Source organism: Kitasatospora sp. NPDC048296 (assembly GCF_043201815.1).
GTDB lineage: Bacteria > Actinomycetota > Actinomycetes > Streptomycetales > Streptomycetaceae > Kitasatospora.
Window position 1 is genome coordinate 43,924 of record NZ_JBICZB010000040.1, and the last position, 25,864, is coordinate 69,787.

General features: G+C 73.6%; 26 protein-coding genes, 1 tRNA gene and 1 pseudogene. 19 read left to right on the top strand and 9 right to left on the bottom strand.

Annotation, left to right across the window (positions count from 1 at the left end; translation table 11 throughout):
- Positions 1-223: 223 nt before the first annotated feature.
- The 11 genes from ACGF12_RS23105 to htpX all read left to right on the top strand — a co-directional run bounded on the left by ACGF12_RS23105 (position 224) and on the right by htpX (position 11,239).
- Positions 224-640 carry an NADH-quinone oxidoreductase subunit A gene (locus ACGF12_RS23105; RefSeq protein WP_393033123.1) on the top strand — a complete coding sequence of 139 codons (417 nt, stop codon included), beginning with the start codon at positions 224-226 and terminating at the stop codon, positions 638-640.
- Positions 631-1,299 carry an NADH-quinone oxidoreductase subunit B gene (locus ACGF12_RS23110; protein WP_393033126.1) on the top strand — a complete coding sequence of 223 codons (669 nt, stop codon included), beginning with the start codon at positions 631-633 and terminating at the stop codon, positions 1,297-1,299. Before ACGF12_RS23105 ends, ACGF12_RS23110 begins: the two co-directional genes overlap by 10 nt.
- A complete protein-coding gene (locus ACGF12_RS23115; RefSeq protein WP_393033129.1) occupies positions 1,296-2,369 on the top strand; it encodes an NADH-quinone oxidoreductase subunit C in 1,074 nt (357 codons plus the stop codon). The genes ACGF12_RS23110 and ACGF12_RS23115 overlap by 4 nt, the downstream gene beginning before the upstream one ends.
- Positions 2,366-3,325: an NADH-quinone oxidoreductase subunit NuoH gene (nuoH, locus tag ACGF12_RS23120; protein WP_393033132.1), complete on the top strand. Its 960-nt coding sequence runs from the start codon at positions 2,366-2,368 to the stop codon at positions 3,323-3,325. Before ACGF12_RS23115 ends, nuoH begins: the two co-directional genes overlap by 4 nt.
- Positions 3,322-3,873 carry a NuoI/complex I 23 kDa subunit family protein gene (locus ACGF12_RS23125; protein WP_387617086.1) on the top strand — a complete coding sequence of 184 codons (552 nt, stop codon included), beginning with the start codon at positions 3,322-3,324 and terminating at the stop codon, positions 3,871-3,873. The genes nuoH and ACGF12_RS23125 overlap by 4 nt, the downstream gene beginning before the upstream one ends.
- Complete coding sequence (locus ACGF12_RS23130) at positions 3,870-4,568, top strand: NADH-quinone oxidoreductase subunit J (RefSeq protein ID WP_393033136.1); 699 nt, start codon at positions 3,870-3,872, stop codon at positions 4,566-4,568. Before ACGF12_RS23125 ends, ACGF12_RS23130 begins: the two co-directional genes overlap by 4 nt.
- Entirely contained in the window at positions 4,568-4,942 is a 375-nt protein-coding gene (nuoK, locus tag ACGF12_RS23135) for an NADH-quinone oxidoreductase subunit NuoK (protein WP_387617082.1), read from the top strand. The genes ACGF12_RS23130 and nuoK overlap by 1 nt, the downstream gene beginning before the upstream one ends.
- Positions 4,939-6,999, top strand: a complete 2,061-nt coding sequence (locus ACGF12_RS23140) for an NADH-quinone oxidoreductase subunit L (protein WP_393033140.1) — start codon at positions 4,939-4,941, stop codon at positions 6,997-6,999. The genes nuoK and ACGF12_RS23140 overlap by 4 nt, the downstream gene beginning before the upstream one ends.
- 56 nt (positions 7,000-7,055) lie before the next feature.
- Complete coding sequence (locus tag ACGF12_RS23145; protein ID WP_393033143.1) at positions 7,056-8,612, top strand: NuoM family protein; 1,557 nt, start codon at positions 7,056-7,058, stop codon at positions 8,610-8,612.
- Positions 8,613-8,668: 56 nt separating this feature from the next.
- Positions 8,669-10,213 carry an NADH-quinone oxidoreductase subunit N gene (locus tag ACGF12_RS23150; protein ID WP_393033197.1) on the top strand — a complete coding sequence of 515 codons (1,545 nt, stop codon included), beginning with the start codon at positions 8,669-8,671 and terminating at the stop codon, positions 10,211-10,213.
- A gap of 162 nt (positions 10,214-10,375) precedes the next feature.
- Positions 10,376-11,239, top strand: coding sequence for a zinc metalloprotease HtpX (gene htpX, locus ACGF12_RS23155; RefSeq protein WP_393033146.1), 864 nt, complete (start codon positions 10,376-10,378; stop codon positions 11,237-11,239).
- Between the two features lie 78 nt (positions 11,240-11,317).
- Here the strand turns inward: htpX and ACGF12_RS23160 are convergent, their stop codons facing one another.
- The gene (locus tag ACGF12_RS23160; protein ID WP_393033149.1) at positions 11,318-12,772 is read right to left on the bottom strand and encodes a PLP-dependent aminotransferase family protein; all 1,455 of its coding nucleotides are present in this window, start codon (positions 12,770-12,772) and stop codon (positions 11,318-11,320) included.
- On the opposite strand from ACGF12_RS23160, the gene ACGF12_RS23165 reads away from it, so the two are divergent.
- The 3 genes from ACGF12_RS23165 to ACGF12_RS23175 all read left to right on the top strand — a co-directional run bounded on the left by ACGF12_RS23165 (position 12,771) and on the right by ACGF12_RS23175 (position 15,224).
- Entirely contained in the window at positions 12,771-13,679 is a 909-nt protein-coding gene (locus tag ACGF12_RS23165; protein ID WP_393033152.1) for a DMT family transporter, read from the top strand. The two genes, ACGF12_RS23160 and ACGF12_RS23165, sit on opposite strands and share 2 nt — an antisense overlap.
- Before the next feature lie 159 nt (positions 13,680-13,838).
- Positions 13,839-14,264: a BlaI/MecI/CopY family transcriptional regulator gene (locus ACGF12_RS23170; RefSeq protein WP_387617068.1), complete on the top strand. Its 426-nt coding sequence runs from the start codon at positions 13,839-13,841 to the stop codon at positions 14,262-14,264.
- Positions 14,265-14,267: 3 nt separating this feature from the next.
- Entirely contained in the window at positions 14,268-15,224 is a 957-nt protein-coding gene (locus ACGF12_RS23175) for a M48 family metalloprotease (protein ID WP_393033156.1), read from the top strand.
- A gap of 116 nt (positions 15,225-15,340) precedes the next feature.
- On the opposite strand, the gene mug is transcribed toward ACGF12_RS23175, so the two are convergent.
- The 6 genes from mug to ACGF12_RS23205 all read right to left on the bottom strand — a co-directional run bounded on the left by mug (position 15,341) and on the right by ACGF12_RS23205 (position 21,305).
- Entirely contained in the window at positions 15,341-15,892 is a 552-nt protein-coding gene (mug, locus tag ACGF12_RS23180) for a G/U mismatch-specific DNA glycosylase (protein WP_393033159.1), read from the bottom strand.
- A 53-nt stretch (positions 15,893-15,945) separates the two neighbouring features.
- Positions 15,946-16,944 (bottom strand): phosphatase PAP2 family protein, encoded by a 999-nt coding sequence (locus tag ACGF12_RS23185; protein ID WP_393033162.1) that lies wholly within the window; start codon positions 16,942-16,944, stop codon positions 15,946-15,948.
- Positions 16,945-17,101: 157 nt separating this feature from the next.
- On the bottom strand, positions 17,102-18,181 hold the full coding sequence (locus ACGF12_RS23190; protein WP_393033200.1) for a M24 family metallopeptidase: 1,080 nt from the start codon (positions 18,179-18,181) through the stop codon (positions 17,102-17,104).
- Positions 18,182-18,269: 88 nt separating this feature from the next.
- Positions 18,270-19,616: a dipeptidase gene (locus ACGF12_RS23195; protein ID WP_393033165.1), complete on the bottom strand. Its 1,347-nt coding sequence runs from the start codon at positions 19,614-19,616 to the stop codon at positions 18,270-18,272.
- Positions 19,617-19,651: 35 nt separating this feature from the next.
- Entirely contained in the window at positions 19,652-19,858 is a 207-nt protein-coding gene (locus ACGF12_RS23200) for a hypothetical protein (protein WP_393033167.1), read from the bottom strand.
- 160 nt (positions 19,859-20,018) lie between these two features.
- A complete protein-coding gene (locus ACGF12_RS23205; protein WP_393033169.1) occupies positions 20,019-21,305 on the bottom strand; it encodes an MFS transporter in 1,287 nt (428 codons plus the stop codon).
- Positions 21,306-21,447: 142 nt separating this feature from the next.
- Here ACGF12_RS23205 and ACGF12_RS23210 point away from each other — a divergent pair, with 142 nt between their 5' ends.
- From ACGF12_RS23210 to ACGF12_RS23220, 3 genes are all read left to right on the top strand, one after another.
- On the top strand, positions 21,448-22,104 hold the full coding sequence (locus ACGF12_RS23210; protein WP_393033172.1) for an ArsR/SmtB family transcription factor: 657 nt from the start codon (positions 21,448-21,450) through the stop codon (positions 22,102-22,104).
- Positions 22,105-22,146: 42 nt separating this feature from the next.
- Positions 22,147-22,632 carry a hypothetical protein gene (locus tag ACGF12_RS23215; RefSeq protein ID WP_393033175.1) on the top strand — a complete coding sequence of 162 codons (486 nt, stop codon included), beginning with the start codon at positions 22,147-22,149 and terminating at the stop codon, positions 22,630-22,632.
- Positions 22,633-22,747: 115 nt separating this feature from the next.
- Positions 22,748-23,245, top strand: a complete 498-nt coding sequence (locus tag ACGF12_RS23220) for a hypothetical protein (RefSeq protein ID WP_393033178.1) — start codon at positions 22,748-22,750, stop codon at positions 23,243-23,245.
- On the opposite strand, the gene ACGF12_RS23225 is transcribed toward ACGF12_RS23220, so the two are convergent.
- Together ACGF12_RS23225 and ACGF12_RS23230 are read right to left on the bottom strand one after the other, a co-directional pair.
- Positions 23,211-24,041, bottom strand: a complete 831-nt coding sequence (locus ACGF12_RS23225; RefSeq protein WP_393033181.1) for an IS5 family transposase — start codon at positions 24,039-24,041, stop codon at positions 23,211-23,213. The genes ACGF12_RS23220 and ACGF12_RS23225 overlap by 35 nt on opposite strands.
- A gap of 467 nt (positions 24,042-24,508) precedes the next feature.
- Positions 24,509-24,997, bottom strand: coding sequence for a YajQ family cyclic di-GMP-binding protein (locus ACGF12_RS23230; protein ID WP_393033184.1), 489 nt, complete (start codon positions 24,995-24,997; stop codon positions 24,509-24,511).
- Between the two features lie 216 nt (positions 24,998-25,213).
- On the opposite strand from ACGF12_RS23230, the gene ACGF12_RS23235 reads away from it, so the two are divergent.
- Together ACGF12_RS23235 and ACGF12_RS23240 are read left to right on the top strand one after the other, a co-directional pair.
- Positions 25,214-25,294 (top strand) — tRNA-Tyr (locus ACGF12_RS23235).
- A 355-nt stretch (positions 25,295-25,649) separates the two neighbouring features.
- Positions 25,650-25,864: pseudogene (locus ACGF12_RS23240) on the top strand (amino acid permease); the annotation flags it as partial.

The window sequence follows — 25,864 nt, forward strand, 5'->3', positions numbered from 1 at the left end:
TCTTCCCGGCCGGGGGTTATCCCCACCTCCCTGCCCCGCACCCCCCGCTCCGGCACCCGGGCACGTGCCCGGCCGTCCACGAGTCGTCTTGCCGATCGGGCACGGTTCGGGTGGAGCGGAGCCGTCCCCTTAGACTCACGCATTGGCCATCGTTAAGAGCGTGCGAGGAAACGTCGTAGAACTGTCTTGAGGGACGGATTCACGGCCGAGGTGGAGGCGAAGCATGAAGGGGCAGCAGGCGGCTGCCGTCGCGGCCGGCCCGGCGGTCGGCAGCGGCTACTTCGACGCGTACGCCGCGATGGGCCTGCTGGCCGTCGTCGGGGTGCTCTTCCTCACGGTGGCGTTCACCGCCAACCGCCTGCTGCGGCCGGTGGTCTACTCGCCCGAGAAGCTCCTCACCTACGAGTGCGGCGTGGACCCGGTGGGCGAGGACTGGGCGCACACCCAGATCCGCTACTACGTGTACGCGTTCCTGTACGTGATCTTCGCGGTCGACGCGATCTACCTGTTCCCGTGGGCGACCGTCTTCGCCAGCCCCGGGTACGGGGCCGGAACGCTGATCGAGATGTTCCTCTTCATCGGCTTCCTCGCGGTCGGGCTGCTCTACGCCTGGAAGAAGGGCGTTCTGGAATGGACGTGACGCACACCCACTCGCACGGCGCGCAGGGCGGTCCCGTCCCGCTCGGCCTGCCGGACCCGTCCCGCCCCGGCGCCGTCGAGCGCCGCGGCATCGGCCCGCTCGCGCGGCTCGCGCCCGACCCGGTCAAGGTCGTGCTCAACTGGGGCCGTCGCTACAGCCTCTGGTGCTTCAACTTCGGCCTGGCCTGCTGCGCGATCGAGTTCATCGCTGCGTCCATGGCCAAGCACGACTTCATCCGGATGGGTGTCATCCCCTTCGCGCCCGGGCCCCGTCAGGCGGACCTGATGATCGTCTCCGGCACGGTCACCGACAAGATGGCGCCCGCTGTCAAGCGGCTCTACGAGCAGATGCCCGAGCCGAAGTACGTCATCTCCTTCGGCGCCTGCTCCAACTCCGGCGGCCCGTACTGGGACTCCTACTCGGTGACCAAGGGCGTGGACCAGATCATCCCGGTCGACGTCTACGTGCCCGGCTGCCCGCCCCGGCCCGAGGCGCTGCTCCAGGGCATCCTCAAGCTGCAGGAGAAGATCGCCGCCGAGTCCCTGCCCGGCCGCTACACCGCGCCCGCGGCGGCGCTGCGCCGTCCGCTGGTGGCGGGGCCTTCCGCCGGTTCGTCGGCCGGTTCGTCGGCCGGTTCGTCTGAGGGAGGGGTCTCGTGACCACGCCTGAGCAGTGTGCGGCGTCGGTCGGGGAGTGGGCGACCGGCGCCGAGGCGTACGGACTGATCACCGTCGACGTCCCGGCCGAGCGCTGGATCGAGGCGCTCACCAACGCCCGGGACGTGCTGGGCCTGGCGTTCTTCGACTGGCTGAGCGCGGTCGACGAGCTCGCCGAGGGCTTCTCCGTGGTCGCGCACCTGGCCGCCGTCGAGGCGCCGGGCGTGCGCCACCTCGCGCTGCGCACCCGGGTGCCGCGCGGCGAGGCCGCGCTGCCGAGCGCCGTCGCGGTGTACGCGGGTGCCGCCTGGCACGAGCGCGAGACCCACGAGATGTTCGGCATCGACTTCCCCGGGCACCCCTACCTGGCCACCCTGCTGCTGCCGGAGGGCTTCGAGGGGCACCCGCTGCGCAAGGAGTTCGTGCTCGCGGCGCGGGTCGCCAAGGCCTGGCCGGGTGCCAAGGAGCCGGGCGAGTCGGACCACGGCGACGGGCCGGCCCGTCGCAAGATGCAGCCGGCCGGTGTGCCGGACCCGAACGAGTGGGGGCCGCTCAAGGGCACCCTGCCGCCGGTGGCCGAGCGGCCCGCGCGCGGTGCGCGGGCGGCGGGCGCGGCGGGGCGGACGCCCCGAGCGGCTGCGGCCGGTGCCGCCGGTGCCGCCGGTGCCGAGGGCGCGCCCTCGGTGCGGTCGGACCGGCCGCGGCGGACCCGCTCGGTGTCGGAGGGGTCGGCGAGCCAGACGGGTGCCGAGGCTCCGGCGGCCGCCGAGGCTGCGGCCACTGCGGCCACTCCCGCCGCTCCGGCCGATGGCGCCCCGCCCGTGCGGGCGGACCGGCCGCGGCGGACTCGGTCGGTGTCCGAGGGGTCGGTCAGCCAGACGGCCGACGAACCGGCCGACGAACCGGCCGTCGAGCCCAAGGCCCCCGCCCGGCCCCGGTCCTCCGACGCGCCCTGGCACAACCCGGTGCCCGCCCACGACGAGAAGCCGTCGGGTGAGCAGCAGGGCGAGCCGGGCGGGCAGCAGGACGAGAACCCGGCCGGCGCGGCCGACCAGGACGGAGACGGCGCATGAACCTGCTCGACACGCTGCTCCGCTGCGTCGCCACCCTCGTGGTCTTCCTGCTCTTCCCGCTGGTCATCGGCCAGACCGAGCACAAGGTCATGGCGCACATGCAGGGCAGGCTCGGCCCGATGTACGCGGGCGGCTTCCACGGCTGGGCGCAGCTCGTCGCGGACGGCGTGAAGTTCGCGCAGAAGGAGGACATCGTCCCGGCCGGGGCGGACCGCCGGATCTTCCAGCTGGCCCCCGCCGTCTCGCTGCTGCCGTACCTGTTCGTGCTGCTGGCCATCCCGGTCGGCCCGAACGGCTTCGTCGGCCAGGCGATCGACGCCGGCCTGTTCTTCGTGCTGGCCGTGATGGGCGTCGGTGTGATCGGCAAGCTGATGGCCGGATGGGCCTCGGCGAACAAGTTCTCGCTGCTCGGCGGTCTGCGCACGGCCGCGCAGCTGATGTCGTACGAGCTGCCGATGGTGCTGGCGGCGGCTTCGGTGGCGATGGCCGCCGGCACGCTGTCGCTGCCCGGGATCCTGGACGCCTGGCAGTGGTACTGGCTGCCCTGGCAGATCATCGGCGCCTTCGTCTTCTTCACGGCCGGTCTGGCCGAGCTCCAGCGGCCGCCGTTCGACATGCCGGTCGCCGACTCGGAGATCATCTTCGGCGCGTACACCGAGTACACCGGCCTGCGCTTCGCGCTGTTCCTGCTGTCCGAGTACGTGGGCATCCTGGTGGTGTCCGCGCTGACGGCGGTGCTCTACCTGGGCGGCTGGCACGGGCCGATGTCGGACCAGCTCGGCTGGCTCTGGATGCTCCTCAAGACCTTCGCGCTGGCCTTCGTGGTCATCTGGCTGCGGGTCACCTACCCGCGGCTGCGCGAGGACCAGCTGATGCGCTTCGCGTGGGTGGTGCTGATTCCGCTCGCGCTCGTCCAGCTGGCCCTCACCGGCATCATCAAGGTGGCGATCTCATGAGTTTTCCGGGTATCGGCCTTGCCAAGGGGCTGGCCGTGACGCTGCGGACGATGACGAAGAAGAGCGTCACCGCGCAGTACCCCGACGTGCAGCCGGTGCTGCCGCCGCGTTCGCGCGGCGTCATCGCGCTGCTGGAGGAGAACTGCACGGTGTGCATGCTCTGCGCGCGCGAGTGCCCGGACTGGTGCATCTACATCGACTCCCACAAGGAGACGCTGCCGGCCGCCGAGCCGAACGCGCGGGCCCGCACCCGCAATGTGCTGGACCGCTTCGCCATCGACTTCTCGCTCTGCATGTACTGCGGGATCTGCATCGAGGTGTGCCCCTTCGACGCGCTGTTCTGGTCGCCGGAGTTCGAGTACGCGGAGACGGACATCCACGAACTGACCCATGAGCGGGAGAAGCTCCGGGAGTGGATGTGGACCGTCCCGGCGCCGCCGGCCCTGGACCCGGCGGCCGAGGAGCCCAAGGAGATCGCCACCGCGCGCAAGGCGGCGGACAAGCTGGCGGCCGCGGCCGCTCTTGAGGAGAAGGGTGACGACGCATGACCGCCGCTGCCACGCTTCTCGCGGCGACCGGTTCGTTGGAGCCGGCCGCCCGTTCGTTCCTGTCCCCGACCGGCCAGGAGATCGTCTTCCTGCTGGTCGGCATCGCGGTGCTCGGCTCGGCGATCGTCGCCGTGACCACCAAGCAGCTGGTGCACGCCGCGCTCTGGCTGGTGGTCGCGCTCGGCGGGCTGGCGGTGGAGTTCCTGCTGCTCACGGCCGAGTTCATCGCCTGGGTGCAGGTGCTGATCTACCTGGGCTCGGTGATCGTCCTGGTGCTGTTCGGACTGATGCTCACCAAGGCGCCGATCGGGCGCTCGCCGGACGCCGACTCCAAGAATCGCTGGGTCGCCCTGGTCGTGGCGCTGGCCTCGGCCGGGACGCTCGTGACGCTGGTGGTCGACGCCTTCCGGAGCTCCTGGATCGACCTCGGCGCGGGCGGCGGCTCGGCCTCCGTCACCGGGGCCAGCCTGTTCCGGCACTGGGTGCTGCCCTTCGAGGCGCTGTCCGTGCTGCTGCTGGCGGCGCTGGTCGGCGCGATCGTGCTGTCGCGCGGCTCCGAGCGGCGGGTGCCGGCGCCCCGGGCGGGCAAGCTGCGCGCCGGGCGGCCGGTCGGGTCCAACGGGACGGTCGCCGCGACCGCGCCCAAGCCCTCCGCGCCCGCGTCGTCCGCGTCGTCCGCGTCGGAGGAGAGCTGATGCACCTCGCCTACCCCGTCGTCCTCGCCGCGCTGCTGTTCAGCGTCGGCGTGTACGGCGTGCTCGCCCGGCGCAACGCCGTCCTGGTGCTGATGTCCGTCGAGCTGATGCTCAACGCCGTCAACCTCAACCTGGTCGCCTTCGACGCCTGGCTGCGCGACTCGCTGCACGCCGGGCAGGCGCTCACCCTGTTCACCATCACCGTCGCCGCCGCCGAGATCGGGCTGGGGCTCGCCATCGTCCTGCTGCTGTTCCGGGCCCGGGGCACCGCGGACATCGACCGGGCCACCGCGCTCGGCGACCCGGCCGAGACGCTCCCCGTCGAGGAGGCGCCGAACGGAGCCGAGGCGCTGAAGGGCCAGGCCGCCGCATGAACCTCGCCCTGCCCGCCCTCGTCCCCGCGCTGCCTGCGCTCGGCGCCGCCGCGACCCTCGCCGTCGGCAAGAAGGCGCCCGGGCTGGCCCGGCCGCTGGCGATCGTCCCGGTCGCCGTCTCGGCCGTGCTCGCCCTGGTGGTCGCCCTCCAACTCGGCGCCGGCCAGGCCCTGGACGCCGCCACCCGGCTCACCCCGACCGGCGGCCCGGACATCGCGCTCGCCATCCACCTGGACGGCTTCAGCTCGCTGATCTCCGTGCTGGTCGGTGTGGTCGCCACCTGCGTCCAGGTCTACTCGACCGCGTACCTGAAGTCCGACCCCCGCTACCCCTCGTACGCGGCGCTGGTCTCGCTGTTCACCGCCGCGATGTTCCTGGTGGTCTACTCGGGCGACCTGATCGTGCTGCTGGTCGGCTGGGAGGTCATGGGCGTCTGCTCGTACTTCCTGATCGGCCACCACTGGGAGACCGCGGACGCCCGCTCGGCCTCGCTCAAGGCCTTCCTGGTCACCAAGCTCGGCGACGTGCCGTTCCTGTTCGGGATCTTCCTGCTCGGCGCGGACACCGGCAGCTTCCGGATCCCGGACGTGCTGGCGGCCGCGGGTGAGGGCAAGCTCGGCCACCCGACGCTGACCGCCCTGCTGCTGCTCGCCGGCGTGGCCGGCAAGAGCGCGCAGTTCCCGCTGCACACCTGGCTCCCGGACGCGATGGCCGGCCCGACGCCGGTCTCCGCGCTGATCCACGCGGCCACCATGGTCGCGGCGGGCATCTACCTGGTCGCCCGGCTGTTGCCGGTGTTCCTGCTGTCGGGTGCGGCGCTGGTCGTGCTCGCGGTGATGGCCGCCGTGACGATGATCGGCTCGGCGCTCTGCGCGCTCGCCCAGGACGACCTGAAACGGGTGCTCGCCTACTCCACCGTCGGCCAGCTCGGCTACATGGCCGGCGCGCTGGCCAGCGGTGACCGCGAGGCGTCCGTCTTCCACCTGGTCAGCCACGGCGCGTTCAAGGCGCTGCTGTTCCTGGCCGCCGGTGTGGTGATCCACGCCGCGCACACCAACTCGCTCTCCGCGATGTCCCGGATCCCGGGGCTGCGCCGACGGGTGCCGGACGCGTACTGGACGATGGGCATCGCCCTGTTCGCCCTGGCCGGCCTGCCGCCGTTCTCCGGCTTCTTCAGCAAGGAGGCGGTGCTCACCGCCGCCGAGCACGCCGCCAATGGCGAGGCGCTGACCAACGGGCTCGGACCGGCCTCGGCGGTGCCGCAGGCGGCCGGGTGGATCGTGCTGATCTCGGCGGCCCTCACCGCGCTGCTCACCGGCGCCTACGCGACCCGGCTGTTCCTGCTCGCCTTCCACAGCCCGGCCGGGGCCGCGGCGGTGGCACCCGAGGTGCTGCCCGCCGCCGACCGGGCCACCGCGGCGGCCGACCACGAGGCCGACGCGCCGTACTCGCCCGAGCTGGACGAGGCCGACCCGGCCACCGCCGAGCCGCCCGCGATGCGCTGGCCGCTCTGGGTGCTGGCCGTCCCGACCATGGCCTTCGGCATCGCCGGGCTGCGCTCGGACTGGCTGCCCGCGCTGCTGGACGGCGGCTCGCTGCGCCCCACCGGCGTCACCGCCGTGACCGGCACCGGGCTCGCCGTGGTCGGTGTGCTCGCCGCTTACGGCGCCTGGCGCTCGGCGACCGCGCGGGTGGCCACCGGACGTCCGGCCCCGGCCGCTGCCGGCCGGGTGCCCGAGCAGGCCGGTGCCCCGGCCGCCGAGGTGATCGTCGCCGACCCCGGGCGCACCCTGCTCGGCCCGCTGTTCGGCCCGGCCCGGCACGGCTTCGGCGTGGACCGGCTGTACCACGCGCTGTTCGTCCGGCCGGTGGCCGCCGCCGCCCAGCTGGTCCGCTTCCTCGACCGCGAGGTCGTCGAGGGTTACGTCCAGGGCAGCGGGATCGGTGCCAACCTGCTCGGCCGGGCCGTCCGGCTCGCGCAGACCGGCAACGCGCAGACCTACCTCAGCGCCCTGCTCGCCGCGGTCGTCCTGCTGGCCGTCCTGGTGGCGGTGTAGCCGGTGCTGTTCTCCTCCATCCCCGTCCTCTCCACCGCCGCCCCTAGGAGCCCCCGATGAACGCAGTCCTCATCGCCCTCCTGGTGCTGCCACTGCTCGGCGCCGCGCTCACCCTGGCGCCGGTGCTCGGGCCGGACCGGGCCGCCGCCGACCGGCGGGCCCTGCGGCTGAACTCCGTCGTCACCGGCGCGGTGTTCCTGCTCACCGTCGCCCTGGCGGCCGGCTTCGACCACGACCACCCCGCCCGGATGCAGGCCACCACCGACGTGTCCTGGATCCCGGCCCTGCACGTGCGCTTCCACCTCGGCGTGGACGGCGTCTCGCTGCCGCTGATCGTGCTGACCGCGCTGCTCACCTTCCTCTGCGCGCTCTACTCGGAGAAGCGCCTGCCGGACGGGGAGGGCGTCCCGTCGGCGCAGGCCTTCGTCGGGCTGTTCCTCCTCCTCGAAGTCGGCATGCTCGCCACCTTCGCGGTGCTGGACCTCCTGCTCTTCTTCGTGGCCTTCGAGATCGTGCTGATCCCGATGTACTTCCTGATCGCCCGCTGGGGGAGCGGCGCGAAGGCCCCGGCCGCCAACCGGTTCATCCTCTACACGCTGCTCGGCTCGGCCGTGATGCTGCTCGGCTTCCTGCTGATCGGTAGCAAGGCCGGCACCTTCGACATGCAGGCGCTGGCCGCCGGGCACGGCAACGGCCTGAGCCACACCACCCAGGTGATCGCCGCGCTGGCGATCATGGTCGGGCTCGCGGTCAAGGCCCCCGCCTGGCCGCTGCACAGCTGGCTCCCCGACGCGCACACCGCCGCGCCGACGGTGGGCTCGGTGCTGCTCGCCGGCGTGCTGCTGAAGATGGGGACGTACGGTCTGGTCCGCGTCCTGCTGCCGATCGTGCCGGACGGCACCGCGACGCTCGCCCCCTACCTGGGCGCGTTCGCCGCCGTCGGCATCGTCTACGGCTCGCTGGCCTGCCTGGCGCTCGCCCGCCCCGGATCCAAGGGCGACCTCAAGCGCCTGATCGCGTACTCCTCCGTCGGCCACATGGGCTTCGTGCTGCTCGGCATCGCCTCCCTCACCCCGGTGGGCGTCAACGGCGCCCTGTTCGCCAACATCGCCCACGGTCTGATCACCGGCCTGCTGTTCTTCCTGGTCGGTGCCATCAAGGACCGCTACGGCACGGCGGACCTCGACACCCTCTCCGGTGCCACCGGCGCCGCCCTGTACGGCCGGGCGCCCCGGATCGGCGCGCTGCTCGCCTTCGCCGCCGTCGCCAGCCTCGGCCTGCCCGGCCTGGCCGGCTTCTGGGGCGAGGTGCTCGCCATGTTCGGCGCCTTCCACCCGGCCGACGGCCTGTCGCGCCCCGCCTTCGTCACCTACATGGTCCTGGCCGGCCTCGGCGCCCTCCTCACCGCCGGCTACCTGCTGATCGTGGTCAGGCGCGTCTGCATGGGCGACCCCGAGCAGCCCGCGCCGGTGGCCGAGCTGGCCGACCTGCGCCCGTACGAGGCCGTCAGCTGGACGCCGCTGGCCGCGCTCACCCTGGTCGCCGGCCTCTGGCCCGCGCTCCTGCTCGGCCTCTCCGACCCCGCCGTCAAGCACCTCCTCGGGGGTGGCTGACCGTGCTCGCAGCCCACACCGCCGCACTCGGACCTCACTTCACGGGGCAGCACACTGTGATCTCCCTCGCCGTAGCCAACCCGGGCAGCCTGATCCAGTCCGTGGACTGGGTGGCGATCGCGCCCCCGCTGATCGCCGCGGTGGCCGCCCTCGCCGTCCTGGTCACCGACCTGTTCCTGCCCGAGCGGCACAAGAAGTGGCTCGGCCGCCTCACCGCGGCCGGACTCGCCCTCGCCCTCATCGCACTCCTTCCCCTCACCGGCGGGTCACCCCGAGCGACCTTCTGCGTGCAGAACGTAGCAGGGGCCACTGACAGCGCTGGGTGTTCGTACGTCGCCGACCACTTCGCCCTGGTGTTCCAGCTGCTCGCCCTCGGCGGCGCGCTGATCGCCGCGCTGCTGTCGGTGCACACGGTGGACCAGGAGAAGCTGCCGCGCGGCGAGTACTGGTTCCTGCTGCTCTCCAGCGCCACCGGCGCCGCCCTGCTGCCCGCCTCCCGCGACCTCGCCACCATGGTGATCGCCCTGGAGGTCGCCTCGCTGCCCGCCTTCGCCCTGGTCGCGCTGCGCCGGGACGGGCGGGGTGCGGAGGCCGCGCTCAAGTTCTTCGTCTCCTCGGTGACGGCGACCGCCGTGATGCTGCTCGGCATCGGCTTCGTCTACGCGGCCAGCGGCAGCCTGCACCTCGGTGCCGTCGCCCAGGGCCTGGAGCACGCACCCGGCCAGCTCAAGCCGCTGGCCGAGGCGGGGGCCGTGCTGACCCTGGTCGGCTTCGCCTTCAAGGTCGCCGCCGTCCCGTTCCACTTCTGGGTGCCCGACACCTACACCGGCGCCCCGCTGCCGGTGGCCGGCTACCTCTCGGTGGTCGGCAAGGCGGCCGGCCTGTCCGGCCTCGCGCTCGCCACCACCATCGCCTTCCGCCCGTACGCCCACACCTGGGGCCTGGCGCTCGCCGTCCTGGCCGCCGGCACCATGACGGTCGGCAACGTCGGCGCGCTGCGGCAGCGCTTCGACACCCGGTACAGCGCGGTGCGGCTGCTCGCCTGGTCCTCGGTCGGCCAGGCCGGGTACCTGCTGGTGCCGCTGGCCGCGGCCGGCTACGCGCCCACCGGGGTCGACCCGCTCGGCGCGACCGCCGCCTACGCGCTGATCTACGGCGTGGTGAACCTCGGCGCCTTCGGGGTGGTCGCCGCCGTCGGCCGCCGGGCCGGGACCAGCGTGGACGACTTCCGCGGCCTGTTCGCCCGCAACCGCTGGACGGCGCTGGCACTGGCCTTCTTCCTGCTCTGCCTGGCCGGGCTGCCGCCGGGCGTGGTCGGCCTGTTCGGCAAGGTGGTGGTGTTCCGCGCCGCGGTGGACGCCGGGCTGGGCTGGCTGGCCGTGGTGATGGCGGTCAACGTGGTCATCGCCCTGTACTACTACCTGCTCTGGACGGCCCGGCTGTTCGCCCCGGCGGACGCCGAGGCGGCGGTCGAGGGCGGCGGCGAGCGGCGGCTGCCGGTCAGCCTGACCGCCACGCTGGGCCTGACCGCCACCGCGGCGGTGGTGCTCTCGGTCGCGCCGCAGCTGGTCCTCCAGGTGGCGGGCGGCAGCCTGTTCTGAGCCGTCGGGCGGGGTGGGGGCGAGGCCCGGCCGGGGTGCGGGCGACGTCCGGGCGGGTGTCGCGTCGGTCACAAGGGAACAAGGCCCCCGGCCCCACCCGTTGACCGGGCAAGAGGGACGAGGCAGAAAGGGCTTCCCCACCGCATCACTGGAGGGCCTGACGTGCACAGCCGGCACAACGGACTGAGGACCGCCGTTCTGATCGGGGGCCTCTCGGCGCTGATCCTGGTCATCGGCAGTTTCTTCGGCCGGACCGGCTTCGTGATCGCCCTGCTGGTCGCGCTCGGGACGAACGCCTACGCCTACTGGAACAGCGACAAGATCGCGCTGAGGGCCATGCGGGCCCGGCCGGTCAGCGAGTTCGAGGCACCCGGGCTGTACCGGATCGTGCGCGAGCTCTCCACCTCGGCCCGCCAGCCGATGCCCCGCCTCTACATCTCCCCGACCCCGGCCCCGAACGCCTTCGCCACCGGCCGCAACCCGCGCAACGCGGCGGTCTGCTGCACCGAGGGCATCCTGCAGATCCTGGACGAGCGCGAGCTGCGGGGCGTGCTCGGGCACGAGCTGAGCCACGTGTACAACCGGGACATCCTGATCTCCTCGGTCGCCGGGGCGCTGGCCTCGGTGGTGATGTTCCTGGTGAACTTCGCCTGGCTGATCCCGTTCGGCCGGGACGAGGACGACGACGGCCCGGGCCTGTTCGGGATGCTCGCGATCATGATCCTCGGCCCGATCGCCGCCGGACTGATCCAGATGGCGGTCAGTCGCTCCCGCGAGTACCAGGCCGACACCGACGGCGCCCGGATCACCGGCGACCCGCTCGCCCTCGCCGGCGCCCTGCGCAAGCTCGACGCCGGCACCCGTCAGCTCCCTCTCCCGCCGGAGCCCCAGCTGCAGACCGCCAGCCACATGATGATCGCAAGCCCCTTCCGCCCCGGCGAGGCGGGCACCCGGCTGTTCTCGACCCACCCGCCGATGGCCGAGCGGATCGCCCGTCTGGAGCGGATGGCCGGGTACCGGCAGTAACGGCCGCTGCGCGGGGCGGGGCGGGGCGGAGCGGACGGCCGGGTACCGGCAGTAACGGCCGCGAGGACCTCCCCTCCCTCAGTCCGCCAGCTCCTCGTACGCCATCCGCAGCCGGTGGATCCCCTCCACCACCACCGCCGGGCTGTCCGCGGCGGCGTAGCTGAGGCGCAGGTGCGGGGCCGGGGGTTCGGCGGGGTGGTAGGGGCGGCCCGGGGTGACCTGGACGCCGGTGCGCAGAGCGGCGGCGGCGAGGGCGGTGTCGTCGATGCCGTCCGGGAAGCGCAGCCAGAGGTGGTAGCCGCCGGGGCGGTAGGCGTCGAGGACGCCGGGGAGCTCGCGGTGCAGGGCGGCGACGGCGGCGGTGCGACGGTCGCGCAGTTCGGCGCCGAGGGCGCGCAGGTGGCGGGCCCAGGCGGGGTCGGAGACCAGTTCGAGGGTCGCCTCCTGGAGCGGCCGGGGCACGAAGAAGCTGTCCACCACCTGGGTGGCCCGCAGCCGGGCGAGCGCCGGGCCGCGTGCGGTGAGGGCGCCGACCCGCAGGTTGGGGGAGGCGGCCTTGGTCAGTGAGCGCAGGTGCACCACGACCCCGTCCTGGTCGTCGGCGGCGAGCGGGCGCGGCAGCGCCGGGGCGTCCGCGTGGACCAGCAGCCGGGCGAAGTCGTCCTCGACCACGAAGGCGCCGGCCGCCCGGGCGATCCGCAGCACCTCCGCCCGCCGGGTGGGCGACAGCACGGCGCCGGTGGGGTTCTGGAACAGCGGCTGACAGACGAACACGCGCGCCCGGGTGGCCTCGAAGGCCTCGGCCAGCAGGTCCGTCCGGACGCCGTCCGCGTCGATCGGGACGGGCACCGGCCGCAGCCCGGCCGCCCGGACGACCGAGAGGATGCCCGAGTACGTCGGCGACTCGACCAGCACCGGCGAGCCCGGCGCGGCCAGCGACCGCATCGCGACCGTCAGCCCGCCCTGCCCGCCGGAGGTGATCAGGACGTCCCCGGCGCCGATCGGCCCGGCGTGGCCGCCGATGTCGCGGGCGAACCAGCCGCGCAGCTCGGTGAGGCCGTCGGTGGGCGGGCGGTCCCAGGCGCCCGGGCGGCGCCCGGCCCGGGCGAGGGCGCCGCCGAGCAGGCGCTCGGGCAGCAGCGAGGCGTGCGGGTAGCCGCTGTTGAGGTCGATGACGTTCGGCGGCGGCACCCGGAGGGTGGCGAAGACCGGGGCCGCCAGCAGGTCGCGCGGGCCGTGATCGGCGCTGAGCGCGATCTCCTGCCAGGAGAGGTCGCCGGGCCGGGCGGCCGGTGCGGCCGGGGAGGCCGGTGCCGCGGCGAAGGCCGCCGCCCGGAACACGCCCGCGCCGGGCCGGGAGACCACCAGTCCCTCGGCCACCAGTACCGCGATGGCCCGGGAGACCGTCACCGGGCTGACCTGGTGGCGTTCCATCAGCGCCCGGCTGGAGGGGAGCTTTCGCCCCTCCGGGTAGCGCTCGACCTCCCGCCGCAGACTGTCGGCGAGTTCGGCCACGCTGCTACGCTCGTTCATGACGGCACAAGATAGCGCTATCCTGCCCGAGGCGGTAGCACCTCAGCACAGCCCCGCCTCCGGCACCGCCCTCGCCGCCCTCGGGGTGGCCTCCTTCTCGCTCAGTTTCCCCGCCACCGCGTGGTCCCTGACCGGGTTCGGCCCGTGGAGCTCGACCGGGCTGCGCGGCGCCCTGGCCGGGGTGCTGGCCGCGCTCTACCTGCTGGCCGCCGCCGCCCCGCTGCCGAAGCGCCGGCAGTGGCCCGGCCTGCTGGCGGTCTCCGCCGGCTGTGTCCTGGGCTTCCCGCTGCTGACCACGCTCGCCCTGCGGACCTCCTCGACGGCCCACTCGGCGGTGGTCATCGGCGTCCTGCCGCTGGCCACCGCGGTGGTCGCGGCGCTGCGCACCGGCCGTCGGCCGTCCCGGGCGTTCTGGGCGGCGGCGCTGGCCGGGGCGGCCGCCGTGCTCGCCTTCACCCTGTTGCAGAGCCACGGCCGGCCGACCCTCGCCGACCTCTACCTCTTCGTCGGCGTGGTGATCTGCGCGGCCGGCTACGCTGAGGGCGGGCGGCTGTCCCGGGACATGCCGGGCGCCCAGGTGATCGCCTGGGCGGTGGTGGCCGCGCTGCCCGTGATGGTGCTGACCGCCGCGTTCGGACTGGCCACCGAGCCGGTGCGGCTGGGGGCGAAGGCACTGGCCGGACTGGCGTACATCGCCGCGGTCTCGCAGTTCGGCGGGTTCGTGCTCTGGTACCGGGGGATGGCCGGGATCGGGGTGCCGCGGGCCAGCCAGCTGCAGCTCGCGCAGCCGCTGCTGACCCTGGTGTGGTCGGTGCTGCTGCTGGGCGAGCACCTGCCGGCGGCCGCACCGGTGACGGCGGTGGTGGTGCTGGTCTGCATCGCGGTGACCCAACGGGCCCGCGCGTAGCCATCTGCGGGCCCGCGCGTAACCACCAGCGGGCCCGCGCGCAGCCAGCTCCTCCGTCCCCGAACCCTCGTCCGGAGCCGTCCGGAGCAGCCTCCCGCTCGTTAGGATGATCCCGCGCCCCGTCGGTCCGGGCGCGGCATCCGGAGGGAGTGGGCCGTCATGGCAGACGAGAGGCACGCCCCGGCGTCCGGGGACGCGCCGACCCGCCGACGCGGTCAGGGCGAGCTGGAGGCGCAGGTGCTGGCGGTGCTCCAGCAGGCGCCCGGCCCGGCCAGCGCGGGGTGGGTCCAGGAACGCCTGGAGGGCGACCTGGCGTACACCACGGTGATGACCATCCTGTCCCGGCTGCACGCCAAGAACGCCGTCTCCCGGAGCCGCTCCGGCCGCTCCTACCTGTGGCAGGCCTCCGCCGACGCCGCCGGGCTGGCCGCGCTGCGGATGCGCCGGATGCTCGACGGCGAGGCGGACCGGGACGCCGTCCTGGCCAGTTTCGTCAGCGCGCTGCTGCCGCACGACGAGGAGCTGCTGCGGGCGCTGTTGGACGCCGCGTCCGCGGAGCCGGCAGCGGCCGACCGTGAGAGCTGATCCGTGGGCTTCTTCGTCTTCCTCCCGCTCATCCTGCCGCTGACCGCGGTGCCGATCGCGCGCCTGACCGAGCAGCACCTGCACCCGCGCGGCGCGGCCCGGCTGATGACCGCGATCAGCGCGGTGATGGCGGTGTGCAGCGTGCTCTGCCTCGGGCTGATCGGCGTGGTGGGCACCGCGCAGATCCCCGGCAACCCGCTGCCGGACAGCTGGTCCGACCCGGAGGTGCGCCGCGCGCTGCCCTACCACGAGACGGTCGGCACGGCCGCGATGTGGCTGCTGGTGCTGGTCGGCTTCGCCTGCACCCGGACGGTCGTGCGGCACCTGCGGGTCCGCGCCCGGGCCCGGCGGGCGCTGGCCGGGCTGCCCGAGGGGCCGGCCGAGGCCGGCGACCTCGCGGTGCTGCCGGACCGCAGCCCGTACGCCTACGCGCTGCCCGGCTCGCCCGGGAGGGTGGTGGTCTCCACCGGGATGCTGGACGGGCTGGCCGAGGACGAGCGCGGGGCGCTGCTCGCGCACGAGCGGGCGCACCTGCGCCACCGGCACCACCGCTACCTGCTGACCACCCAGCTCGCCGCCTGCGTCAATCCCTTCCTGCGGCCGTTGCAGGACGCGGTGGCGTTCAGCGCCGAACGCTGGGCGGACGAGGAGTCGGCCCAGGCGGTGGGGGACCGGCGGATCACCGCGCGGGCGGTGGCCCGGGCGGCCCTGGTCTCGCACGCCGCTCCGGCGCCCGGCTTCGCGGCCTTCGCCGCCCCGGCCGCCACGCCCGGCCCGGTGCCGCGCCGGGTGGCCGCCCTGCTCGGCCCGGTGCCGACGGCCCGCAACTGGCCGCCGGCCAAGACGCCGGCGGGCCTGGCGGCGATGGTGGCCGCGGTCGGTACGGCGGCCTCGGCGCTGTGCGCGCTGAACGCCGCGGTGGCCCTGCTGGTGGTGCTGAAGGCCGTGACCCCGCTGTAGTCACCCGGCTGTGGTCAGCCGGCTGTGGCGCGGGGTCCTCAGCCGCCGATCCGGACGATCATCTTGCCGGTGTCGGCGCCGCGCGGGTTGCCGCTCCCGGCCGGGCGGCCCGCCGCCTAATCGTCGAAGGACTCAAGGCTCTCCCGGAGCCTGCGGAACTCCGCCGCCAGCGCGTCCAGGGTGTAGTGGGCGTTGAGCCCGCTCGGGTTGGGCAGCACCCACACCTCGGTGCCGCCGATGCCCTCCGGCTGGCGCCCGATCACGGCCTGCCGCCGCCCGAAAGCCGTCCGGTAGGCGCCGATGCCGAGCACCGCCAGGACCTTCGGGTGCAACCGCAGCACCCGCTCGGTGAGCGCCGCGCCGCCCGCGCGCAGCTCCTCGGCGGTGAGCTCGTCCGCCTTGGCGGTGGTGCGCGGGGCGACGTTGGTGATGCCGAGGCCGAGTGCGGGCAGCTCGCCCTGCTCGTCCGGGCGGAACTGGCGCGCGGTGAAGCCGGAGCGGTGCAGGGCGGGCCAGAAGCGGTTGCCGGGCCGGGCGAAGTGGTGCCCGGTGGCGCCGGACCACAGGCCCGGGTTGATGCCGCAGAAGAGCACCCGGAGCCCGGGCCCGGTGACGTCCGGGATGGTGGTGTCCTGGGCGGCCCGGAGCTGCTCGGGCGTGGGCCTCATCGGTGACGGCTTCGTCGGTTGCACCGGCGCCGGGGTCCTGACGGGCTGCGGGTTCACGCGGCCAAGTCTGCCCTGGCCACCGACCGGGCCGTACGGCGGTTGCCGAGCCACCGCAGCCCGAAGACCACCACGGCCGCGTACGTCCAGCCGGCGAAGATGTCCACGATGAAGTGCTCGGCGCCGTAGACCAGGGTGAAGGCCATCGCGAGGGGATAGGCGACCAGCAGTGCGCGCAGCCGTGGCCCGGCGATCGGCCAGAAGAGGAACAGCAGCATCGCCGGGTAGGCGGAGTGCAGCGAGGGCATTGCGGCGACGTCGTTGGCGAACTGGCTGCCGTTCTCCAGCAGGGAGTCGGCCTGGGGCAGCCCCATGGTGGAGATCGTCTCCCAGACCACCCGGTGCAGCGGCGGCAGGTTGCCCTGCTGGGCGACCAGCCACGGCGGGTCGGCCGGGTAGAGCAGGTAGGTCGCGAAGCCGGCGAAGGTCAGCGTGAAGTAGCAGGCGAGCAGCCGCCGGAAGTGGTGGCGGGCGCGCCGCCAGAGCACCGCGAGCAGCACGAAGACCACGAGGAAGTGCGAGAGGTAGACGGCCGTCGCCGCGTAGTCGTACCAGTGCGGCGAGCCGGGGGTGTAGAGCGCGTGCTGGATCCGTACGGTCCAGGTCTCGCCGAGGCCGAGCACCTCGTCGGCGCGCAGCTGCGGCAGCCAGTGCGGGGCCCACGGGGTGTGGGCGCCGTAGCCGCGCAGCAGCGAGTACACCCAGACCACGGCCATCACCGGGACCCAGTCGCGCAGCACCAGCAGGAAGCCGCGCGGGCCGTGCCCGCTGTGCACGGCGGCGGTCAGCAGGGCACCGATCAGCCAGAGGAACACCACGTCGTTGGCGAAGGCCATGCCCTGGGTGCTCAGGAACCAGACGAAGGCGGTCAGGTAGGCCGGCCAGGCCAGCAGCCGCAGCCTCGACAGGCCGGTCCGGCGGTTGTGGGCGGTCACGGGACGCAGTCGTCCGGCCCGCACCGGGGACGATGGGGCCGGACTGAGCAGCTTCGTCATGCCCACGGAAACTAGCAACGCAAGCTTGGAGGACTCTGGGTGAACCATGACCGGCTCGTAAGAAAATCACACGGTTGGGTCAAATCTCACCGGTCGAAGGTCCCGAACGCCGGCTGACCGGGCCGCCCGGGCCGACGGGGTCGAGGGGGTCTAGGGGTCAGGCCACGATGCCGAGCTCGTGCGGGGTGTTGTTGAAACGGCGGCCGCCGGTCGCGGTGACGGTGACGATGTCCTCGATCCGCACCCCGAACCTCCCGGGCAGGTAGATCCCGGGCTCGATCGAGAAGCACATCCCGGGTATCAGCGGCCGCTCCTCGCCCTCGACCAGGTACGGCGGCTCGTGGGTGGTGATGCCGATGCCGTGGCCGGTGCGGTGGATGAAGTACTCGCCGTAGCCGGCCTCGGTGATCACCCGGCGGGCGATCCGGTCGATCTCCTGGCAGCTCACCCCGGGCCGGACCGCCTCGAACGCGGTCTGCTGGGCCAGCCGGACCAGCTCGTGCACCTCCCGCACCTCGGCCGGGACGTCCGCGCCGACGTGCACCGTGCGGGTGGTGTCGGAGCCGTAGCCGTCCTTGAGGCCGCCGAAGTCCAGCACCACGGTGTCGCCGGGCCGGATGACCCGCTCCCCGGCCTCGTGGTGCGGGTTGGCGCCGTTGGGGCCGGAGCCGACCACGGTGAAGTCGACCTGGCTGTGCCCGTACTGGATGAGCAGCGCGCCGAGGTCGGCGGCCACGTCGGTCTCCCGGCGGCCGGCGAAGGCGACCTCCAGGATGCCCCGGTAGGCGGCGTCCGCGGCCCCGCCGGCCGCGGCGAGGCGCTCCAGCTCCTCGGGGCCCTTGACCGCGCGCAGCATCGGCAGGGTCTCGGTGAGCGGGGTGAAGGCGACGCCGGGCAGCGCGGCCTGGAAGCCGAGCAGGTGCATCGCCCAGGTGTTGTCGGAGACGCCGTACCGCCCGGCCGGGTCGAACAGCGGGTGGGCGGCGGCGTACGGGTCCTCGCCGCCGGACCAGTCGGACAGTTCGACGGCCGGGGCGCCGGGCGCCTTCTCGGCGTCCGGGCGCTCCAGCTTGGGGACGACCAGGGCGGGTTCGTGCCCGGCGGTGAGGACGAGGGCGGTCAGCCGCTCGGTGATCGCGGTGGGCTGGTAGCCGCACAGGTAGGTCAGGTCGGGGCCGGGGGCGACCACCAGACCGGCCAGCCCGGCGGCGGTCGCGTCGGCGGCGGCCCGGGCCATCCGGGCGGTGTAGTCCTCGGTGGTGAACGGACGGGGCACGGTTCTTCCTCCTCGGGGTCCGGGCGGACGTCCTCCGACTCCAGCACGTTCAGCGCGTGTTGGCGAAGTGTCGGAGGAACAGCGCTTCCACGTGGGCCATGTCCCGGAGCTCTCCCGGGTCGACGCTCTCGTTCGGCGCGTGGATCAGGCAGCGCGGCTCCTCGACGCCCATCAGGATCAGTTCCGCCTCGGGGAAGGCGGTGGCGAGGACGTTGCAGAGCGGGATCGAGCCGCCCTGGCCGAGCAAGGACATCGGCTTGCCGTAGACCTCCCGCATCGCCCTGTCCAGCGCGGCGTACGCGGGCCCGCCGGTGTCGGCGCGGAACGGCGAGCCGGCGCTCTCCCGCTCGACCTCCGTCCGCACGCCCCAGGGCGCGGCCGCCTCCAGGTGCGCGACCAGTGCGTCCTGGGCGGCACGGGCGTCGGTGCCGGGTGGCACCCGCAGGCTCACCCGGGCCCGGGCGACGGCCGGGACGGCGGCGGCCGAGCCGACCACGGGCGGGCAGTCGATGCCGAGCACGGTGACGGCCGGGCGGGCCCAGAGCCGGTCGGCGACGGTGCCGGAGCCGGTCAGCCGGACGCCGTCCAACACCCCGGCGTCGGAGCGGAACCGCGCCTCGTCGTACCCGACCCCGCTCCAGGTGCCGGCGCAGTCCAGGCCGTCGATCCGGGTGCCGCCGTCGGCGTCGCGCAGCGAGTCGAGCATCCGGATCAGCGCGGCCAGGGCGTCCGGGGCGGGGCCGCCGAACATGCCGGAGTGCATGTCGCCCTTGAGCGCCCGGACGGTGACCACCACGGTGACGACCCCGCGCAGCGAGGTGGTGACGGTGGGGACGCCGACGGCGGCGTTGCCGGTGTCGCAGATCAGCAGCGCGTCCGCGTGCAGCTCCCCGGCGTGCGGGGGCACGTACTCCCCCAGGCCGCCGGTGCCCTGCTCCTCGGAGCCCTCGACCACCAGCTTGAGGCCGACCGGGACGTCGTCGCCGAGCGCCCGCAGCGCGGTGAGGTGCATGACGATGTTGCCCTTGCAGTCGGCGGCGCCGCGCCCGAACCAGCGGCCGTCGCGGTCGGTGAGCTCGAACGGCGGGGAGGTCCAGGCGGCCTCGTCGAGCGGGGGCTGGACGTCGTAGTGGCAGTAGAGCAGCACGGTCGGGGCGCCCGGCGGGGGCGGGCGGTGGCCGATCACGGCGTGGCTGCCGTCCGGGGTCTCCTCCAGGTGGACGTCGCGCAGGCCCACCTCGGTGAAGGCGGCGGCGACCCACTCGGCGGCCTCCCGGCACTTCTCCGGCGGGTACTGCCGGGGGTCGGCGACGGACGGGATGGCCACCAGCTCGGCCAGATCGGCCTGCGCGCGGGGCATCAACTCGGTTATTCGAAGGGCGAGTTCGTCGGTCATTCGGCGCTCCTGGAGGCTTGCGGGCGGTGCCGCGGCTACCTGCGGACGGTGCCGCGGACGGTCGGCGCGGAGCGCGGGCCGGCCACCGAACCGGTGGTCATCAGCGCGGGTGTGAGCCAGGAGATCCGCGGGGCACTCGCCACCCGGCCGGCCCCCGACCCGGTCCGCTCCCGGGTGGCGGAGCCGGCGGCCGGGCCGTCCGGGTTCCCCCGTCCGGCTGAGGGCGAGTCCGTGGACCTCATCGGTTCTCCTCCGGTACGGCCCCGGTCGGGTGCGCGGGGTGGCCGCCAGGAAGGGGCCCGGGGCGGGCCGTACCCGGCCAGTTCACCCGGTTGCCGAGGCCCCCGCATGCGGCGTACGCCCGTGCGAGTGATGCCCGGTCGGCCGCGGTCGGGCCCGCGCTCAGCCCTGCTCGGCGCCCGGGGCGGCGGCGGGCCAGACGGCGCGCCGCAGCGTGCGGCTCGCGGTGGCGGGCAGCAGGGCGGCGGCGAGCACACCGGCGATCGCGGCCAGCGCGACGGCGGGGGAGAAGTGGTCCAGCAGCAGGCCGGCGGCGAAGGCCCCGGCGGGCATCCCGGCGGTGAGCAGCGTGATGGTCGCGGCGATCACCCGGCCGCGGAGCCGGTCCGGCACCTGCCGGAACACCAGCAGGTCGAGCATCACCCGCAGGGCGGGAGTGCCCGCGCCGACGGTGAACAGTGCGACGAAGACGGTGACCGCCCCGCCGGGCAGCAGCGGCGCCAGCGGCACCGGCACGGCGGCCCAGGCCACCGCCAGCAGCAGGACGCCGGGGCCGGCCAGCCGGTGCAGTCGGGAGACCAGGGCCGCCCCGGCCAGCGCCCCGACCGCCTCGCCGGCCAGGGCCAGGCCGATCCCGCCGCTGCTGGTGCCGTGGTCGCGCAGCAGCACCATGACGGGCAGCAGCAGCGCGGCCCCGGTCAGGTTGATCACCAGCAGGACGGCCAGGGCAGGCCGCAGCAGAGGGGAGGCGGCGAGGGCGCGGAAGCCGGCCAGCGCGCCGCCCTCCGCCTTCTGCTCCGGCTCGGCCGGGCTGGGGAAGCGCACCACCAGCGCGGAGGCCAGCGAGAGCAGCGAGGCGAGTACGGCGCCGAGGAAGGGCACCGAGCGGCCGAGCCCGAACAGGAACCCGGCCAACGGCGGGCCGGCCAGCGCGGCGCCGCTCATCCGGGCCTCGTCCTGGGCCAGCGCCTGCGGCAGCTGCTCCGGCGCGACCACCGAGCGCAGCGCCAGCAGCCGGATCGGGCCGCTGTAGGCGGTGGTCGCGCCGATCACGGCGGCGACCAGCAGCAGGTGGACCAGCGTCAGCCGGCCGATGGCCAGGGCGACCGGGACGCTGGCCAGGGCCAGCAGCCGGGCGGTGTCGCAGACGAGCAGCACCCGGCGGCGGTCGAGCCGGTCGGCGATCGAGCCGCCGTGGACGCCGAGCAGCAGGGCGGTGGCCATCTCCACGGCGCCGAAGGCCCCGGCGGCGGTGGAGGAACCGGTGAGCGCGAGGACCAGCAGCGGGAAGGCGGTGTCGCCGATCCTCATGCCGAGGGTCGCGCAGGACTGGCCCACCCACAGGGCCTGGAACCGCAGGTTGCGCCGGAGCGGAACCGGTGGCGGCGGCGCGTCGTCCCTCCGGGGATCCGCCGCCTGCCCGGCCGCCGTCGTGGTGTGCTCCGTCATGTCCCCGCCCCCACATCGTTCGCGCTTTCCGTCATCGTTCACGCTTGCGTGAATGATGACGTAGATGTGATTGCTTGCGCAAGGGCGAGCGCTCACTGAGCCGTGATTGCGGTCGACGTGGCCGATCTGGAAGGCTGGGCCCGTGGCCGAGCACGAACTGGAACCCGCCGCCGACGGAGACGAGCAGCCCACCACCTGGGTCAAGGAACGCCAGGTGGGCGACGTCGCGGTGCTCAAGGCGCTGGCCGACCCGCTGCGCCTCGCCATCCTCGGCGCCCTGAAGTCCGCCGAGGAGCGGCCACTGACCGCCAAGGAGCTCGCCGCCGAGCTGGACGAGCCGCAGACCAAGCTCTACCGGCACATCAAGCAGCTGGAGAAGGCCGGGCTGATCCTGGTGGCCGGCACCCGGTTGGTCTCCGGCATCGTGGAGAGCCGCTACCGGGCGGCCCAGGATTCGATCCGGCTCGCCCCGGCGATGTTCACCGCGGACTCCCCGGCCCGCTCCGAGGCGTACGACGCCATGCTGGCCGCGATCGACCGGCTGCGCGGCGACTTCCGCGCCCACGTGGCCGACGGCCGACTGGACTTCAGCGCCGCGAACGACGGTTCGCCCGGTTCGTCCGGCCTGCTCGCGAACTTCACCCTGCGGCTCGACCCGGACAGGCTGGCCCGCCTGCGCTCCCAACTGGGCGAAATCCTCGACGAGCTGAGCGAGGAAGGGCCGAGTACGTCCGAGAACGCGGTGGACGTGACCCTTTTCACCCTGCTCTACGGTCTCCGAGCGGGCACGGAATCATAAATTTCGGGCCGACTGTCAGTGCGGTGGGACACCATGTCCGGCATGTCCTATGAACTCCAGGCGCTGATGGGCACGTTGGAGCTGCTGACGCTGGCGGCGGCGGAGGTCCCGGCGGCCCGGGTGGTGCCGCTGGCCCAGGGGCTGGCCCTGATCCCGGTCACCCCCGCCGTGCTGGCGGCGCTGCAAGGCGATGGCGCGGTGCCGAAGGTCGGTGGCGGAGCCGGTTTCGGGTGGCACTCGGACGGCTTCGAACTGCGGCTCGCCGCCTGGTCCAAGGCCGGGCCGATCGCCTGCGTCGAGGCCGAGTACTTCGGCGGCAGCGGCACCCAGCGCGCCGCCGTCTGGGAGGACGGACGGGTGGTCCTGGGGCCGCTCGCCAGCGGGGAGTTCGAGCCGGCCGCCGAAGACACCCCGATCTCCCGGGCGCTGCGCCAGCTCGGCGCGTCCGTCACCCCGGGGCGGGCGGACGAGTTCGACGCGGTCGGGCTGGCCGCGCACCGCAGCACCGCCGGCTGGGCGGCGGCCTGAGAAGCCATCCGCAATCCGTGTGCGGCGTATGACTTTTCGCTGGTCAGGGATGGTGTGCGGGGTGGGGTGGCAGGGTTTCGGCGTCGGGTTGTCGAGGTCGGAACGGAGTTTTGTGATGCCGCCGTCGCCGCTGGGGTTGCTGGAGGAGCGTCGGGAGGCCGCCCGGGCGCGGGTGGAGGATCTGGAGGCCGAGTTGGAGCGTCTCCAGGGTGAACTGGAGTCGGCGAGGGCGGTGCTGGAGCGTCGGGTGGTGGCGGTGGAGGAGCTGGCCGAGGCGCTGGCCCCGGCCGAGGACGCCGCGGGGCCGGCGCAGGCGGTGGTGCGGGTGCCGCCGAAGGGGGCAGTGGTGCCGGTGTGGCGGGAGGGTCTGGATCCGGTGGACGCGCTGGCGCCGGACTACTGGCGGCTGGTGGAGGCGGTGGAGTCCGGTGGGGAGGGCGGTGTCGGCCTGACGATGAGGGAGGCGGCGGTCGCGGTGGGCCTGGATCCGGTCAGCGCGGTGACGGAGAACCTGCGGCAGAAGGCGAAGCGGCTGGTGGAACGGGGCTGGCTGGAGGTCGACGGGTCGGGCAGCCGGTTCAGGCCGCGGCGGCGACTCGGGGCCGTGGGGTGACTGTCCCGGCGCGACATCGGCGGTGGCGGGCCAGGCGCCGGCTCATGACCATGGTCATCGACCACACGATGACGGCCTCGGCGCTGTCGGTGCGGGTCTCGTAGTCGCGAGCGAGGCGGCGTGAGCGCATGAGCCAGCCGAACGTGCGCTCGGCCACCCAGCGGCGCGGGACGACGCGGAACCCGGACAGGTCGTCGGTGCGTTTGACGATCTCCACGATCAGGGCGAGTTTGCTCTTGGCCCAGGTGACGAGGTCGCCGGTGTAGCCGCTGTCGGCCCAGATCCTTTGCAGGAGGCGGAACTTGGCCTTCAGCGCGGGGAGCATGTCGGCGGCGGTGGCCCGGTCGCCGGCGTCGGCGGGCGTGACCAGGATCATCAGGAGCAGACCGAGGGTGTCGACGACCAGGTGTCGCTTACGGCCGTTGATTTTCTTCGCGCCGTCGTAGCCGCGCGTCGCACTGTGCACGCCGGCGGCGGCCTTGACCGACTGGGAGTCGATGACCGCCGCGGTCGGCTCGGGGTCGCGGCCCTGCGCGGTGCGGACGGCGGCGCGCATCCGGTCGTGGAACTCGGTCAGCAGGCCGGTGTCGCGCCAGCGGGTGAAGAAGGCGTGGACGCGCTTGTACGGCGGGAAGTCGACGGGTAGCGCGGCCCATTTGACGCCGTTGTCGACGAGGTAGCGGATCGCATCCAGTATCTGGCGGTGGCAGTATCCCTCCGGCCGCCCGCCCCGGCCGCCCATCCACGCCGGCACCGGCAGCAGGTCCCGCACCGCCACCCACTCGGCGTCCGTCATGTCGCTGTCGTACCGTCGAACACGCTCGCCATGGTCACCCGCGTTGCCGTACCGGTGCGCGAAACAGTCACACCTTGGGGGCACCGAGTTGCCCCCAGCCGCGGCGGCGGCGTACAAATGCGGCAACAGGGCCTCCTTGCGGCTTTTCGGTCTCGACAACCTCCAAGCTGCACAGGGGCCCTGTCTTCATGCGGCGACAACGCCGAGATCACCCGAATCAGGAACCCACGAACACTCGCGCTAATCCCAAGCCCCGTGACCGGTTTGCGGATGGCTTCTGAGGGCGCGCCACCGGACGGGACTTCCCGGTCGCGGCCCCGGCGCCGCCGAGCGCCCTCCCGGTCGCCGACCCGGTCCTGCCTGCCGTTCCAGACGTCCGCGCCGCCGGCTGACCCCACCCGCCGACGCGAACGGCCCCGCCCCCGAACCCGGGAGCGGGGCCGTGTCGTGGCTCGATCGGACCGACGTCAGCGGTAGTTCACGAACTGGATCGCGAAGTCCAGGTCCTTGCCCTTGAGCAGGGCCTGGACGGTCTGGAGGTCGTCGCGGCTCTTGGAGCTGACGCGCAGCTCGTCGCCCTGGACCTGGGCCTTGACGCCCTTGGGGCCCTCGTCCCGGATGATCTTCGCGACCTTCTTGGCATCCTCCGTGGTGATGCCCTCCTTCACGTTCGCGAAGATCTTGTACTCCTTGCCGGACAGCTGCGGCTCGGCGGTGTCCAGGGCCTTCAGCGACAGGCCGCGCTTGACGAACTTCGTCTGCAGCACGTCGAGGATGGCCCGAACGCGCTCCTCGCCGTTGGCCTTCATCTCGATCTTCTCGCCGGAGCGGCTGATCTCGCCGCCCACGCCCTTGAAGTCGAAACGGGTGGCGATCTCACGGGAGGTCTGGTTGATCGCGTTGTCGACCTCCTGCCACTCGACCTTCGAGACGATGTCGAAACTGGAGTCGGCCATGGGTGTTGGTCTCCTTGATGCTCTGGCTTCACTGGCACGGCCCGCCCCATTGGGCGTCCGCCGCCCCAGCCTATCCAGCGCCACCCCGGCCCCGCCCGTGACAGCGGCGCGACGCTTCTTGATCGTCGAGTGATCTATCGAGTGGCGGAGCACCCCCCGGGATCAGGTATGGTTTACCAAGTCGAACGGGGCATCGCCCCGGGAGGCGAAAATCCTGGCTGGTTGCCCGAGCGGCCAAAGGGAGCAGACTGTAAATCTGTCGCGCAAGCTACGCAGGTTCGAACCCTGCACCAGCCACAGGATAGAAAACAGCCCCTGATTTGCGGAAACGCAGATCAGGGGCTGTTTCGTTTGCCCGGACGCCGAGTGGTGGCAGTTATTGCGCATTGCTTGCAATTACGGTGGCCAGGCAGCAGAGTGGGAGGCCGGGGGTGGGAGTCCTTCGACTGAGCTGATCGTCTTCCCAACCGGCGCCCGCCGGGACAACGGCTCGCCCACCCCCGCCAACCGCCCCTCCCGCCGCGACGGCAACCGCGTCAAGAGCGCGTCAAAGGCGCTCGTGGCGGCGTCAGGAACGCGTAGGGGCCGGAGGAGCGCCGGGCGCGCGGACCGCAGGATTCGGATCAACTACCGACTGCGGAGGTCCAGTCCGATGTCCAGCGCCATCTCCACCCCGGCCGTGACGGCCGACGAACCGCCCGATACCGGCGCCGGCGACGAGCGCCACCGGCTCAGCGCGCTCGGCGGACTGGCGGCACTCTCACTGGACGCCATGGCCTCGGTCGCGTACGGCCCCGAAGCGATCGTGCTGGTGCTGGCCGCCGCCGGTTCGTACGGGCTGGGCTTCACCCTGCCGGTCACGGTGGC

What these genes read in the sequence shown, in the direction of transcription:
- ACGF12_RS23105 (WP_393033123.1), top strand. Translation starts at nt 224, where the DNA reads ATGAAGGGGCAGCAGGCGGCTGCCGTCGCGGCCGGCCCGGCGGTCGGC.
- ACGF12_RS23110 (WP_393033126.1), top strand. Translation starts at nt 631, where the DNA reads ATGGACGTGACGCACACCCACTCGCACGGCGCGCAGGGCGGTCCCGTC.
- nuoH (WP_393033132.1), top strand. Translation starts at nt 2,366, where the DNA reads ATGAACCTGCTCGACACGCTGCTCCGCTGCGTCGCCACCCTCGTGGTC.
- ACGF12_RS23125 (WP_387617086.1), top strand. Translation starts at nt 3,322, where the DNA reads ATGAGTTTTCCGGGTATCGGCCTTGCCAAGGGGCTGGCCGTGACGCTG.
- ACGF12_RS23130 (WP_393033136.1), top strand. Translation starts at nt 3,870, where the DNA reads ATGACCGCCGCTGCCACGCTTCTCGCGGCGACCGGTTCGTTGGAGCCG.
- nuoK (WP_387617082.1), top strand. Translation starts at nt 4,568, where the DNA reads ATGCACCTCGCCTACCCCGTCGTCCTCGCCGCGCTGCTGTTCAGCGTC.
- ACGF12_RS23140 (WP_393033140.1), top strand. Translation starts at nt 4,939, where the DNA reads ATGAACCTCGCCCTGCCCGCCCTCGTCCCCGCGCTGCCTGCGCTCGGC.
- ACGF12_RS23145 (WP_393033143.1), top strand. Translation starts at nt 7,056, where the DNA reads ATGAACGCAGTCCTCATCGCCCTCCTGGTGCTGCCACTGCTCGGCGCC.
- ACGF12_RS23165 (WP_393033152.1), top strand. Translation starts at nt 12,771, where the DNA reads ATGACGGCACAAGATAGCGCTATCCTGCCCGAGGCGGTAGCACCTCAG.
- ACGF12_RS23160 (WP_393033149.1), bottom strand. Translation starts at nt 12,772, where the DNA reads ATGAACGAGCGTAGCAGCGTGGCCGAACTCGCCGACAGTCTGCGGCGG.
- ACGF12_RS23170 (WP_387617068.1), top strand. Translation starts at nt 13,839, where the DNA reads ATGGCAGACGAGAGGCACGCCCCGGCGTCCGGGGACGCGCCGACCCGC.
- mug (WP_393033159.1), bottom strand. Translation starts at nt 15,892, where the DNA reads ATGAGGCCCACGCCCGAGCAGCTCCGGGCCGCCCAGGACACCACCATC.
- ACGF12_RS23185 (WP_393033162.1), bottom strand. Translation starts at nt 16,944, where the DNA reads ATGACGAAGCTGCTCAGTCCGGCCCCATCGTCCCCGGTGCGGGCCGGA.
- ACGF12_RS23190 (WP_393033200.1), bottom strand. Translation starts at nt 18,181, where the DNA reads ATGGCCCGGGCCGCCGCCGACGCGACCGCCGCCGGGCTGGCCGGTCTG.
- ACGF12_RS23195 (WP_393033165.1), bottom strand. Translation starts at nt 19,616, where the DNA reads ATGACCGACGAACTCGCCCTTCGAATAACCGAGTTGATGCCCCGCGCG.
- ACGF12_RS23200 (WP_393033167.1), bottom strand. Translation starts at nt 19,858, where the DNA reads ATGAGGTCCACGGACTCGCCCTCAGCCGGACGGGGGAACCCGGACGGC.
- ACGF12_RS23205 (WP_393033169.1), bottom strand. Translation starts at nt 21,305, where the DNA reads ATGACGGAGCACACCACGACGGCGGCCGGGCAGGCGGCGGATCCCCGG.
- ACGF12_RS23215 (WP_393033175.1), top strand. Translation starts at nt 22,147, where the DNA reads ATGTCCTATGAACTCCAGGCGCTGATGGGCACGTTGGAGCTGCTGACG.
- ACGF12_RS23220 (WP_393033178.1), top strand. Translation starts at nt 22,748, where the DNA reads ATGCCGCCGTCGCCGCTGGGGTTGCTGGAGGAGCGTCGGGAGGCCGCC.
- ACGF12_RS23225 (WP_393033181.1), bottom strand. Translation starts at nt 24,041, where the DNA reads ATGACGGACGCCGAGTGGGTGGCGGTGCGGGACCTGCTGCCGGTGCCG.
- ACGF12_RS23230 (WP_393033184.1), bottom strand. Translation starts at nt 24,997, where the DNA reads ATGGCCGACTCCAGTTTCGACATCGTCTCGAAGGTCGAGTGGCAGGAG.